This is a genomic window from Acinetobacter calcoaceticus (genome assembly GCF_051947995.1).
Classification (GTDB): Bacteria; Pseudomonadota; Gammaproteobacteria; order Pseudomonadales; family Moraxellaceae; genus Acinetobacter.
In genome coordinates this window covers 445428-458996 of sequence record NZ_JBLVVH010000003.1, presented here as the reverse complement: position 1 = coordinate 458996, position 13569 = coordinate 445428, and the positions used below count along the sequence as shown (strand labels likewise).

The window sequence follows — 13569 nt, the reverse complement described above, 5'->3', positions numbered from 1 at the left end:
GCATTACACAAAGAGATGGCTTTGCAGCTATGCGTAAGCCAAGAAAAGTCATACAATACGCCGATTCAAGTGGAGCGCAGATTCATGAAGACCCCCAAAGTCGGTTTTGTATCTTTAGGTTGTCCTAAGGCATTGGTAGATTCTGAACGAATTTTAACTCAGTTAAAGACTGAAGGTTATCAAGTTGCATCAGATTATGATGGTGCGGATCTGGTAGTTGTAAATACCTGTGGTTTTATTGAATCTGCAGTACAAGAGTCTTTAGATGCGATTGGCGAAGCCATGAGCGAAAATGGCCGAGTTATCGTTACAGGCTGTTTAGGTAAAGACGAAGACAAAATTCGCCAGATGCACCCAAATGTTCTTAAAGTGACAGGTGCAGCAGCCTATCAGGATGTAATGGAAGCAGTACATGAATATGTACCAGCACCGCCAAAACACAACCCATTTATTGATTTAGTCCCTGAGCAAGGTGTTCGTTTAACACCGAAGCATTATGCTTATTTGAAAATCTCGGAAGGCTGTAATCACCGTTGTACATTCTGCATTATCCCGAGTATGCGTGGCGATCTTGTGTCTCGTCCCGTCGGGAAAGTGCTGGATGAAGCTGCTGCACTGAAGCGTGCAGGTGTAAAAGAAATTCTGGTGATTTCTCAAGATACCTCAGCTTATGGTGTGGACACCAAATATAAGCTGGATTTCTGGAATGGCCAGCCGGTTAAGACCAAATTCTATGACATGTGTGAAGCGCTGGGCCAGTTAGGCATCTGGGTACGTTTGCATTATGTTTATCCATATCCACACGTGGATGCTGCCATTGACTTGATGGCGCAAGGTAAAATCCTGCCTTATTTGGATATTCCTTTCCAGCATGCCAGTCCACGCATCTTAAAATTGATGAAACGACCGGCGCATAGTGAAAATACGTTGGAGCGCCTTAAATTGTGGCGTGAAAAATGCCCTGAATTGGTGATTCGTTCAACATTCGTGGTGGGTTTCCCTGGGGAAACTGAAGAAGATTTCCAAATCTTGCTGGAATGGTTAAAAGAAGCGCAGTTGGATCGTGTCGGCTGCTTTACCTATTCACCAGTTGAAGGTGCAACCGCAAACGATCTTCCTGATCATGTGCCAGAAGAGATCAAGCAAGAGCGTTATGAACGCTTCATGGAAGTGCAGCAAGCAATTTCAGCAGCAAAACTGCAAAAACGTATTGGTCAGAAAATGACAGTGCTGGTGGATAGTCTGGAAGATGAGTTTCCAGTTGCAGTTGCCCGTTCTTATGCAGATGCGCCAGAAATTGATGGCAACGTTTTTGTTGAAGATATTGATAAGAGTGTGATTAAAGCAGGAGATCTGCTTGAAGTCGAAATTACCGATGCAGATGAATACGATTTATTTGCAAAGTTAATCCAGATTAAATCTGCTTGATGTTGAATTAATTTTAGAAAATTTTGAGATTGGTCGGTTTGGAGTAAAAGTATGTCAGCTTCTAAAAATCCACGTTATGCACGAATCTTGCTCAAGCTTTCTGGTGAAGCTTTGGCAGGCAATAAAGATATGGGTATTGATGCCCAAGTATTAGATCAAATGTCACTTTCAATTGCACACTTGGTTGGTTTGGGTGTGCAGGTTGGTATCGTTGTCGGTGGCGGTAACTTATACCGTGGTAGCCAGCTTCAAAAAGATGGTCTGGTTGGCCGTGTAACTGGTGACCAGATGGGTATGTTGGCGACTGTGATGAACGGTTTGGCAATGCGTGATGCATTGGTGCGTCGCAATATCAAAACCCGTTTAATGTCAGCGTTATCGATTGGTACAGTGGTTGAGCCATACTCAAGCCGTGACGCAATTCGTCATTTAAGCCAGGGTGAAGTGTGTGTGTTTGTTGCTGGTACAGGCAACCCATTCTTTACCACAGATACTGCAGCATGTTTACGTGGTATCGAGATTGAAGCGAACCTGATCTTGAAAGCGACTAAAGTTGATGGCGTTTATAACAAAGATCCAAGCAAATACGATGATGCAGTTAAATATGACAATTTAACTTTCGACCAGGTGCTTGATGAAAAGCTTGGTGTGATGGATCTTACGGCAATTTGTTTGTGCCGTGACCACAATGTGCCATTACAAGTTTTTGATATGAACAAATCTGGCGCATTACTTTCTGTCGTCATGGGCGAAAAAGAGGGTACTCACGTAACGAATTAATGTACGTGAGCCAGAAAGCTCTTTATACTATTGTTTAAATATTTTGTAATACCTAATGAATAAGTAAGGAAGATCATATGATTAACGATCTCAAAAAAGATAGCGAACAGCGCATGCAGAAAACACTTGACTCTTTAGAGTTAGGTTTTGCCAAAGTTCGTACTGGACGTGCTCATCCATCAATTTTAAATGGTGTGGTAGTTCCTTACTATGGCTCAGATGTTCCATTAAACCAAGTGGCGAACGTTGGTGTTGAAGACTCTCGCACACTTATCGTACAACCGTTTGAACGTACCATGGTTTCTGCAATTGATAAGGCCATTCGTGAAAGCGACCTTGGCTTAAACCCGATTACATCTGATTCAATTCGTGTGCCACTTCCTGCGTTGACAGAAGAAACACGTCGTGACATGCAGAAGGTTGCACGTTCAGAAGCTGAAAATGCAAAAGTTGCAATCCGTAATATTCGTCGTGATGTTTTGGGTGATATCAAGGCATTATTGAAAGAAAAAGAAATTTCTGAAGATGATGATCGCCGTGCTGGTGAAGAGATCCAGAAAATCACCGATAAATATGTTGCAGAAGTTGATAAGCGTCTTGCAGCAAAAGAAGCAGAATTGATGAAGGTCTGATTTTTATGACCTCGCAAGAAGAACAGCTTCTTCCTCAACATGTTGCCATCATCATGGATGGCAACAATCGTTTTGCCAAAAAAAATCAAATGCAAAAAGGCGATGGGCATCGTGAAGGCAAGAATGTCTTGGATCCGATTGTCGAGCATTGCAAGAAAGTTGGCATTCGTGCTTTAACCGTTTTTGCATTTTCAAGCGAAAACTGGAACCGCCCTCAGTACGAAGTGGACTTGTTAATGAAATTGTTGGAAGAAACAATTCATGAACAACTGCCGCGTATGGAAAAGTTCAATATTGCACTGCGCTTTATTGGTGACCGTTCTCGGTTGTCCGGCCAACTGCGCGATCTGATGCAATACGCCGAACAAAAAACAGCAGCTTATAGCTCTATGACCCTGACCATTGCGATTAGTTATGGTGGAATGTGGGATATGGCGCAAGCTGCAAAAATGATTGCGCGCGATACGCTGGCAGGAAAGCTTCAAGCAGATCAGATAAATGTTGATTTATTTGATAAATATGTCAGTCTAAATGATCTTCCAGCTGTTGATTTATTGATCCGTACAGGTGGGGATTATCGTTTGTCTAACTTCTTACTCTGGCAAGCTGCCTATGCAGAACTGTATTTTACCGATACTTTATGGCCAGAATTTACCATAGAAGAGCTAGATCATGCCTTTCGTGTTTTTTCAGGACGTGAACGACGCTTTGGCAAGACATCAGAACAGATTCAACAAGCGAAAATAGAGAATTAATAATGTTAGAGCGGATTATTACCGCATTGGTGTTAGTTGCTGTTGTTTTAAGTTGCATGTTTGCAACGCAATCACATTATCCAATGTTTATGCTTATGATTTTAGCTGCAGGGGTTGCTGGCTACGAATGGTTTAAGCTTATGCCTCGTAGTGTAACCGCTGTTTCAAAGCCGAAGGCTTGGGTATATGGTGGCTGTGTCGCGGCAGTATCTACACTGGCATTATTTTTTGATGATGTTGCGCTTTTACTTTGGGCAGCATCGATTCTCACATGGCTGGGAAGCATTTATTGGGTCAAAAACTATCCGGAATCTGATAACTGGTACAACCCATCACTTTATCTGATCGGCTTTATCCTGATTTCTGCTGCAGTCACTGCGCTTTATGCGGTCTGGCATAGTTCGCCTTGGTGGCTCATGTATCTGTTCCTGCTGGTCTGGGGCGCGGACAGTGGCGCTTATTTTGTCGGACGTAAGTTTGGCAAGAAAAAACTTGCACCCTCTGTGAGTCCGAATAAATCGGTTGAGGGTTTATATGGCGGTATTGCGACAACGGTCATTATTATGCTGGTTGTGCAATATTTCTATTTAAACTTAACCACAATACAGCTAATCTTATTCTTAATTCTTTCGATCATTACTGTGTTTGCATCTGTGCTGGGCGATTTGTTTGAATCCATGATTAAGCGCCGCGCTGGAATTAAAGATTCTGGTCGCGTACTTCCAGGACACGGTGGTGTGCTTGATCGTATTGATTCTTTACTTGCTGCTGCACCGATCTTTGCAACAGGTATGTATATATTAAAACTTATTGGTGTAGATCTTTAAATGACTCAAGCTGTTTGTATATTGGGTGTTACTGGTTCAATTGGTCAAAGTACTTTAAAAGTACTGGAACAGCACCCAGACCAATACACCGTATTTGCAGTCTCTGCATATAGTCGTTTAGATGAACTTTTAGAAATTTGTAAAAAATATCATCCAAAAATTGTTGTTGTCCCCAATGAAAAAGCACTGGAGTTACAACAACGTTTAATCCAAGAAAATTTAAAAAATATTGATATCCTGACAGACGAAGCCGGCTTGATTACCATTGCTGAACATGCTGATGTCGATGTGGTGATGGCAGCCATTGTTGGAGCCGCTGGCTTGTTGCCTACACTGGCGGCAGTAAAAGCAGGTAAGCGTGTTCTGTTAGCCAACAAAGAATCACTGGTGATGTCGGGTGATATCATGATGCAGGCGGCACGTGAGCATAATGCTCTATTGCTACCGGTTGATTCTGAACATAATGCGATTTTCCAGTCTCTACCACATGATTACCTTGATGCAGAAAGAACAGGTCAACCCCAATTAGGGGTCTCCCGTATTTTATTGACGGCATCAGGTGGGCCTTTTCTCAATCATTCTTTGGCACAATTGCATGAGGTTACACCCCAACAGGCATGCAAGCACCCAAACTGGTCAATGGGACAAAAAATCTCGGTTGATTCGGCGACGTTGATGAACAAAGGTCTGGAACTGATCGAAGCATGTCATTTGTTTTCAATATCAGAACATTTTGTTACAGTTGTTGTTCACCCACAAAGTATTATTCATTCCATGGTGCAATATGTGGATGGATCAACTTTGGCACAAATGGGTAACCCAGATATGTGTACGCCAATTGCACATGCATTAGCTTGGCCTAAACGGCTGGCAACAGATGTGCCTGCGCTCAATTTATTTGAGACGGCTCAACTGAATTTTCAGCAACCGGATATTATCAGGTTCCCGGCATTGGACTTGGCACGTCAGGCCATGCGGGCAGGCGGTTTGGCGCCTACAGTATTAAATGCAGCCAATGAAATTGCAGTTGCTGCATTCTTGCAACAACAGATCCGATTTACCGAGATTCCTCAAGTGGTGGATCATACTTTGCAAGCTGTACAAAATGCTAAAGCAGAAAACATAGACATCATTTTACAGACTGATATGATCGCTAGACAGATTGCAGAAAAGTATATTGTGAATAAGAGAGGCTAAATCGTATGAATGCACTATTTATGATTGTTGCAGCGATTCTATTGCTTGGTCCTTTAATCGCAATTCACGAATTTGGTCATTATTGGGTGGCACGTAAACTTGGTGTCAAGGTTCTGGTCTATTCAATTGGTTTTGGTCCAACTTTATTAAAATGGCAGTCTAAAAAATCAGGGATTCAATACCAGCTTTCTGCTTTGCCACTTGGTGGCTATGTCAAGATGCTGGATGAGCGTGAAGGTAATGTTGCTGAGCAAGATTTACCGTATGCCTTTAACCGGCAGTCTCCATGGAAACGTATCGCTATTGTTGCTGCGGGCCCATTGATTAATCTGTTTTTTGCAGTATTTCTATTCTGGATTTTGTTCCTGCCGGCACAAGAGCAGTTGAATACACGTATCGGTAAAATTATCCCGAACACACCTGCCGCTCAAGTTGATCTGAAGGTGGGTGACAAGATTGTCAATGTTGATGGGCAGACAACGCCAACATGGGAAAAACTGAATTATGCACTTGTAAACCGTGTCGGTGAAACCGGGCGAGTTTCGATCATCGTTGACCGTGCGGGTACTGAAAAGCAGGTGAGTCTACCGATTAAAGATTTCCTGAAAGACCAAAGTCAGTCTCCTTTGGATGTGCTAGGTTTCTTGCCTTACCGTCCGGTTATCCCAGCTAAAGTGAAAGAACTGAGTGCAGATGGTGCAGCCGTTCGTCAAGGGATGAAGGTGGGTGATCAGATTGTTGCAATCGATAATGTTGCCATGAAAGATTGGTTTGATGTAGTTGATATCGTTCAAAGTTCACCGGAAAAATTGCTGAATATTGATGTGTTGCGCCAAGGGCAGATTGTGCATTTGCAGGTCATGCCGCAAGGTCAGCGTGACAATATGGGCAATACCACGGGTGTACTGGGTGTGAAAAGTGATGCAGGCAAGATCACGATTCCAGCTGAATATAAACAAACCATTCAATACTCACCGGTTGAAGCTTTAGGTGTTGCCGTCGATAAGACCACTCAGCTCTCGGGCATGATTTTTAATTCAATTATCAAGATGGTACGTGGCTTAATTGGTCTGGATAATCTGTCTGGCCCAATCACCATTGCCAAAGTGGCTGGTCAAAGTGCGGAAATGGGGTGGCAAACCTTTATTTCGTTTATGGCTTTGATGAGCGTCAGCTTGGGGATCTTGAATTTATTACCGATCCCCATGCTCGATGGCGGTCATTTGGTGTATTACTTTATCGAAGCAATTCGTGGTAAACCTGTTTCTGAACAAATACAGATGTTTGGTCTAAAAGTTGGTATGGTACTGCTCGGTAGCATGATGCTTTTGGCTTTATTTAACGACTTCATGCGTTTATAACAACGCAAATGGAATTTAACTTACTGGAAAATATATGGGCATGCGTCACACACATTTATTAATGCCTTTGGCACTGGTTAGTGCGATGGCAGTGGTACAACAAGCATACGCTGCAGATGAATTTCTTGCACAAGATATACGAATTGATGGCTTAGTGCGTTTAACACCTGCAAGTATCTATTCTATGTTACCAATAAATAGTGGCGATAGAGTAAGTGATCCTATGATTGCTGAGGCAATTCGCACTTTGTATGCTTCTGGTTTATTTGATGACATTAAAACTTATAAAGAAAATAATGTTTTAGTCTTTAAAGTTGTTGAACGTCCAGTGATTTCAAAACTGGAGTTCAAAGGCAATAAACTGATTCCAAAAGAAGCCTTAGAGCAAGGTTTGAAGAAAATGGGAATCGCTGAAGGTGAAGTTTTCAAAAAATCGGCCTTGCAGATCATTGAAACTGAGCTAGAGCAGCAATATACCCAGCAAGGTCGTTATGATGCTGACGTCACCGTTGAAACCGTTGCACGTCCAAATAACCGTGTTGAGTTGAAGTTAAACTTTAACGAAGGTACTGCGGCAAAAGTTTTTGATATTAACATCATCGGTAATACTGTCTTTAGTGATAGCGATATCAAACAGGCTTTCGCGGTGAAAGAAAGCGGCTGGGCTTCTGTGGTAACCCGTAATGACCGTTATGCACGTGAGAAAATGGCGGCCAGTCTGGAAGCTTTACGTGCTTTATACCTAAACAAAGGTTATATCAACTTTAATATTATCAATTCGCAACTCAACATTAGTGAAGATAAAAAACATATCTTTATTGAAGTGTCTGTTGATGAAGGTAGTCAGTTCAAGTTTGGTGAAACCAAATTCTTAGGTGATGCACTTTATAAACCAGAAGAGCTCACGGCACTTAAACTTTATAAAGATGGCGAAACCTATTCACAAGAAAAAGTAAATGCGGTTAAGCAACTTCTACTTCGCAAATATGGTAATGCGGGTTATTACTATGCAGAAGTCAATGTTGTACCTGAAATCAATAATGAAACAGGTATTGTTAACCTGAATTATTATATCAACCCAGGTCAGCAAGTGACGGTACGTCGTATCAACTTCACAGGTAACAGTAAAACTGCAGATGAAGTGTTGCGTCGTGAAATGCGACAAATGGAAGGTGCGTTGGCGAGCAATGAGAAAATTGATCTTTCTAAAGTCCGTTTAGAACGTACCGGTTTCTTTAAAACAGTTGATGTCAAACCTGTTCGTGTACCAAACTCTCCTGATGAAGTTGACTTAAACGTCAATGTTGAGGAGCAGCATTCAGGTACCACTACACTGGCTGTTGGTTACTCACAGAATGGTGGTGTAACCTTCCAGGCGGGTTTAAGCCAAACCAACTTTATGGGTACCGGTAACCGGGTTTCAGTCGATTTGTCTCGTTCAGAGACTCAGGATTACTATAACTTAAGTGTGACTGATCCGTATTTCACCATTGATGGCGTAAGTCGTGGTTATAACGTCTACTATCGTAAAACCAAGTTAAATGAAGACTATAACGTTAATAACTATGTGACTGATAGTATTGGTGGTAGTTTAAGTTTCGGTTACCCGATTGATGAAAATCAAAGCCTAAGCGCATCTTTAGGGGTTGACCAGACTAAGGTGCGTACAGGTCCAAGTGTTTCGACTTATATTCGTGATTATTTGCTGGCTAATGGCGGTAAAGCAACGGGCTCTGGTACATGGTGTCCATCAGGGGTAAATGAAAAAGATCCAGATCAGAAAGACATACCGGGTACGTGTCAGGATGGATTTAAGCCATACGACAATGCATTTGAAGGCACATTCTTAACGTATATGTTAAACCTTGGATGGTCTTATAATACCCTCAATCGACCAATTTTCCCGACATCAGGTATGTCGCATCGTGTAGGGTTGGAAGTTGGTCTGCCAGGTAGTGATGTTGACTATCAAAAAATAACTTATGATGCGCAAGCATTCAAATCATTAGGCGCAGGCTTCGTACTTCGTGGTTATGGTAAACTTGGCTATGGTAATGACCTGCCGTTCTATAAAAACTTCTATGCGGGTGGCTATGGCTCGGTCCGTGGTTATGACAATAGTACGTTAGGTCCAAAATATCCAAGCGTTATTTTCCAGGAAACTGATAAAAACGATCCTGATCCAGAAGAAGTCGGTGGTAATGCACTGGTTCAATTCGGTACTGAACTTGCTCTACCTTTACCATTTAAAGGAGATTGGGCACGTCAGGTCCGTCCGGTATTGTTTGCTGAAGGTGCACAGGTGTTTGATACTAAATGTGACATCGCAACTGGAACAATGAAGATGAATGGAAGCAATATTGATATCAAACAATATTGTAAAGATAACTATAATTTTGATTTCAGCAATATGCGATACAGTGTCGGTGTCGGTTTTACCTGGATTACCATGATTGGCCCATTATCACTTAGCTACGCATATCCGTTAAATGATAAACCTGGCGATGATACTAAATCGATCCAATTTGAAATCGGTCGTACTTTCTAAGTACGGCCTCGCTTAGCGCTGTAAAAGAGATAAAGGAAGCAATAATGAAAACATTAACAAAGCTGATCTTAGGTTTAGGATTAACAGTTTCTGCAACGGTCAATGCTGCGGGACTGGCTGTGGTTGATTTGGCTAAGGTTGTAGAAAGTAGTACTTATCTTAAGCAACAAAATGCAAGTTTGAGCCAGTCGGTAAAACCGACTTCAACCCGTCTTGAGCAATTGGGTAAAGAACTGGAGTCTTTACAACAAAAAGCACAGACTGAAGGCCAAAAAATGAATCAGGCTGATATTCAAAAACTAACCGCTCAATATCAGTCAAAATTAAGTGAATTCAACTCAACTCAGCAAGGTTTACAAACCAAAGTTCAGTCGAGTTTGCAGGCAATGAATACAACTTTTGAAACACGTGTGAAGCAAGCTGCTGAACAATTGCGTAAAGAGAACAACTTAGACTTTATTTTGAATAAAAATTCTACGATTGCCTCTGACGCTCAGTATGATTTAACTGATAAAATGATTCAAAAGGTTAATTCAATTAAATAATCAATGAATAGACGTAGTTATCGTTTAGAAGAAATTGCTCACCTTGTCAAAGGTGAGTATTTCGGTGCACAAGATTTTCAGATCTCGGGCTTGGCAAGTTTAGAACAGGCACAAGAAAATCAGATCAGTTTTGTGAATGGTGAAAAATATCTCGCACAGGCAGAAGCAAGTCATGCAGGTGCCTATATCGTCACAGCTCCGCTTAAATCACTACTAACAAGTAAACAAAACTTTATTGTTGTTGATAATCCTTATTTAGCGTTTGCAACTTTAACGCATAGATTTGAAAAAAAGATTAGCCAACGCGGTATTGAAAGCACCGCCAAAATTCATCCTTCTGCGATGATTGCCGATGATGTATATATTGGACACTATGTTGTAATCGGTGAAAACTGTGTGGTTGGTAACAATACAATTATTCAGGCACATGCTTTTGTTGATGATGAAGTCGAGATTGGTAAGGACTGTTTCATTGATGCACATGTGACGATTACAGGTGGCGCAAAACTGAAAGATCGTGTGCGTATCCATGCCAATACTGTTATCGGTACAGAAGGTTTTGGATTTGCACCGTATCAAGGGAAGTGGCATCGTATTGCTCAACTGGGTTCGGTTCGGATTGGAAATGATGTACGAATCGGTTCAAATTGCAGTATTGATCGTGGTGCACTGGACGATACAGTTCTGGAAGATGGTGTCATTATTGATAACCTTGTGCAAGTTGCTCACAATGTGCATATTGGTGAAAATACAGCGATCGCAGCCAACTGTGGAATCGCAGGCAGTGCACGCATTGGCAAAAACTGTATCATGGGCGGCGCCTCAGGGGTGGTTGGACACCTTACAATTGCAGATAATGTGACACTTACGGCAATGTCAATGGTCACAAGAAATATTTCTGAGGCTGGAACATATTCTTCTGGCATGGGACTTTTTGAAAATAGTCACTGGAAAAAGACGATTGTGCGTCTCAGACAATTAGCAGATGTGCCATTGACCCAAATCACTAAAAGGCTTGATCATATGCAAGCTCAATTAGAGTCCCTTGAATCAACCTTTAAGTTACGTAAATAATTTATTATGACTGAGTCTACATCTCCAGCATTTACGATGCCTGAATTACCCATGGATATTCTTACCATTCGTGAATATTTACCCCATCGTTATCCATTTTTATTAGTTGATCGCGTTACGGAAATAACTGAGAACAGTATTGTCGGTTATAAGAACGTCTCGATTAATGAAGAGTTTTTCCAAGGGCATTTCCCGACTTACCCAATTATGCCTGGCGTACTGATGATTGAAGCATTAGCACAGGTGTCTGGAATTCTGGGTTTTGTCTTAACTAATCAAAAGCCGAAAGCAGGTTCGCTGTTTTTATTTGCAGGTGCAGAGAAAATCAGATTTAAAAAACAGGTTGTTGCAGGTGACCAGCTTGTCTTAAAATCTGAACTTGTGATGCAAAAACGTGGCATTTACAAGTACAATTGTACTGCTAGCGTTGATGGCATTGTTGCTGCAACGGCAGAGATTATTATTTCACACCAGAAAATTGAGCAGACATGAGTAGTCAAAATTTAATACATCCCACAGCAATTATTGACCCGTCTGCAGAAATCGCATCTGATGTACAAATTGGTCCGTATTGTATTGTGGGTCCAAATGTAAGTATTGACTCTGGTACAAAATTACATTCACACGTTGTTATTGGCGGTTTTACGAAAATTGGTAAAAATAACGATATTTTCCAGTTTTCGAGTATTGGGGAAATTTGTCAGGATTTAAAATATCAGGGCGAAGAAACCTGGTTAGAAATCGGTGACCACAACTCGATTCGCGAACATTGTACTTTGCATCGTGGTACGGTTCAGGATCACAGCCTGACCAAAATTGGTAGCCATAACCTGTTGATGGTGAATACGCATATTGCCCATGACTGTGTGATTGGGAACCATAATATTTTTGCCAATAATGTCGGTGTTGCCGGGCATGTTCATGTCGGTGATCACGTGATTGTTGGCGGGAATGCGGGCATTCACCAATTCTGCAGAATCGATTCATATAGTATGATCGGTGGTGCAGCGCTTATCCTTAAGGATGTACCTGCTTATATCATGGCCTCTGGTAATCCTGCACGCGCTTTCGGTATGAATATTGAGGGAATGCGTCGTAAAGGATGGTCTCGTGACACCATTCAGGGTTTACGAGAAGCTTATAAGCTGATTTATAAATCTGGTTTAACCACTGAACAGGCGATTGAACAGATTCGTAATGAAATTCTGGTGAAAACACCCGAAGCCCAACTGTTCATTGACTCATTAGAGCAATCCACACGTGGTATCGTGCGTTAATCCATGATGAAAAGCAAAAAAGACACGTGAGTGTCTTTTTTTATGCCTAATTTTCTTCTTCGACAAATAGCTGCCGATACTGTTTTGGTGAATGTTCAAATGTGCGTTTAAAGGCCTGGCTAAAAGCAGTTTCTGAGGAATATCCGACTTTATTGGCAATTTGTTGTACTGAGTAATTACTTTTACGTAGATACTGGCTGGCTAGGCGCATGCGATGTTGTTGCAAATAGGCGAGAGGAGACTCACCGATTACTTCGTGGAATAGACTGGCAAACTTTGAGCGTGACATACAGCATTGTTCTGCTAGTGATTCAACCGTCCAGGCATCTTCAGGGTGGTTATGGATTGCCGCCAGGCTATTACTGAGTTCTGGGTGGTTTAATGCGCTAAGCCAGCCATGCTGGCTTGAGATTTGCTGGATATGATCACGGATACATTTAATGAGCAGGATATTCACTAGGTGATCAATGATAATATCGCGACCGGCCTGAATATTTTGAGTTTCTAAAGCCAGGAAATGTAAGCCGATTTGCAACCATTCGGGCGCATTGGTATCGCCATGCTGTAGATGGATCATCGGCGGCAAGGCCTGAATAAAAGGACGTGCCATAATGGTATCAATTTGGCAGCGTACGGTCAGAATCAGATTCTTTTCGGATGAATGTGTACCGAACTCGATGGCTTCTTCTTGATGCCCATCAAACAATCTTGAAATATCTACTGCATCGACCAGTTTGGTAATCGCATTGTCTGCACCGGTATGGGCTTTTCCGGATGGAATAACCACAATTTCGCCTGCATGTGCAGTTAAACTATTTTGTGCGTCAATTTGAATAAAAACAGAACCCACTAACACAATATGAACAATCAAGGCGGTTTGATCTTGGCAGATAAAACTCCATTCTCCTTGAGTTTTCAAGTAGATATATTCAGTGTGGTTTAAATGAATATCCGCGAATATTTTACTTAAAGCATCCATATGATTTTTTAACGATGTATTCATTTAAATTATAGAGAGCTGCGCTAATAACTCAATATGTGTTTATAGGACAAAAACAGGGTGGATGATGCCAAAGACTTTGACATAGCTTTTTTGGACGCTTGCAACTGTCATGAATTCCATAATTCATCAAAATATACTTATA

Annotated in this window: 13 protein-coding genes; 12 read left to right on the top strand and 1 reads right to left on the bottom strand. The window is 41.6% G+C overall.

From position 1 onward, the window contains the following. Positions 1-84: 84 nt before the first annotated feature. The 12 genes from rimO to lpxA all read left to right on the top strand — a co-directional run bounded on the left by rimO (position 85) and on the right by lpxA (position 12424). Positions 85-1428, top strand: a complete 1344-nt coding sequence (rimO, locus tag ACNQO6_RS08075) for a 30S ribosomal protein S12 methylthiotransferase RimO (protein WP_005230215.1) — start codon at positions 85-87, stop codon at positions 1426-1428. Between the two features lie 51 nt (positions 1429-1479). Then, on the top strand, positions 1480-2208 hold the full coding sequence (gene pyrH, locus ACNQO6_RS08070; protein ID WP_004772000.1) for a UMP kinase: 729 nt from the start codon (positions 1480-1482) through the stop codon (positions 2206-2208). A gap of 77 nt (positions 2209-2285) precedes the next feature. After that, positions 2286-2840 carry a ribosome recycling factor gene (frr, locus tag ACNQO6_RS08065; RefSeq protein ID WP_343581163.1) on the top strand — a complete coding sequence of 185 codons (555 nt, stop codon included), beginning with the start codon at positions 2286-2288 and terminating at the stop codon, positions 2838-2840. A 5-nt stretch (positions 2841-2845) separates the two neighbouring features. Beyond that, positions 2846-3595 carry a polyprenyl diphosphate synthase gene (gene uppS, locus ACNQO6_RS08060; RefSeq protein ID WP_440208620.1) on the top strand — a complete coding sequence of 250 codons (750 nt, stop codon included), beginning with the start codon at positions 2846-2848 and terminating at the stop codon, positions 3593-3595. Positions 3596-3597: 2 nt separating this feature from the next. After that, positions 3598-4422 (top strand): phosphatidate cytidylyltransferase, encoded by an 825-nt coding sequence (locus ACNQO6_RS08055; protein ID WP_343581160.1) that lies wholly within the window; start codon positions 3598-3600, stop codon positions 4420-4422. Then, positions 4423-5619, top strand: coding sequence for a 1-deoxy-D-xylulose-5-phosphate reductoisomerase (ispC, locus tag ACNQO6_RS08050; protein WP_440208619.1), 1197 nt, complete (start codon positions 4423-4425; stop codon positions 5617-5619). A gap of 5 nt (positions 5620-5624) precedes the next feature. Continuing rightward, the gene (gene rseP / locus ACNQO6_RS08045; protein WP_343581156.1) at positions 5625-6980 is read left to right on the top strand and encodes an RIP metalloprotease RseP; all 1356 of its coding nucleotides are present in this window, start codon (positions 5625-5627) and stop codon (positions 6978-6980) included. A 34-nt stretch (positions 6981-7014) separates the two neighbouring features. Further along, a complete protein-coding gene (gene bamA, locus ACNQO6_RS08040) occupies positions 7015-9528 on the top strand; it encodes an outer membrane protein assembly factor BamA (RefSeq protein ID WP_440208618.1) in 2514 nt (837 codons plus the stop codon). 44 nt (positions 9529-9572) lie between these two features. Then, entirely contained in the window at positions 9573-10073 is a 501-nt protein-coding gene (locus ACNQO6_RS08035) for an OmpH family outer membrane protein (protein ID WP_324620982.1), read from the top strand. Between the two features lie 3 nt (positions 10074-10076). Further along, positions 10077-11147, top strand: coding sequence for a UDP-3-O-(3-hydroxymyristoyl)glucosamine N-acyltransferase (gene lpxD / locus ACNQO6_RS08030; RefSeq protein ID WP_440208617.1), 1071 nt, complete (start codon positions 10077-10079; stop codon positions 11145-11147). Between the two features lie 6 nt (positions 11148-11153). Beyond that, complete coding sequence (gene fabZ, locus ACNQO6_RS08025) at positions 11154-11639, top strand: 3-hydroxyacyl-ACP dehydratase FabZ (RefSeq protein WP_004772011.1); 486 nt, start codon at positions 11154-11156, stop codon at positions 11637-11639. Continuing rightward, a complete protein-coding gene (gene lpxA / locus ACNQO6_RS08020; protein WP_440208616.1) occupies positions 11636-12424 on the top strand; it encodes an acyl-ACP--UDP-N-acetylglucosamine O-acyltransferase in 789 nt (262 codons plus the stop codon). The genes fabZ and lpxA overlap by 4 nt, the downstream gene beginning before the upstream one ends. 46 nt (positions 12425-12470) lie before the next feature. Here the strand turns inward: lpxA and ACNQO6_RS08015 are convergent, their stop codons facing one another. Beyond that, complete coding sequence (locus tag ACNQO6_RS08015) at positions 12471-13403, bottom strand: AraC family transcriptional regulator (RefSeq protein ID WP_440208727.1); 933 nt, start codon at positions 13401-13403, stop codon at positions 12471-12473. Between the last annotated feature and the right edge of the window lie 166 nt (positions 13404-13569).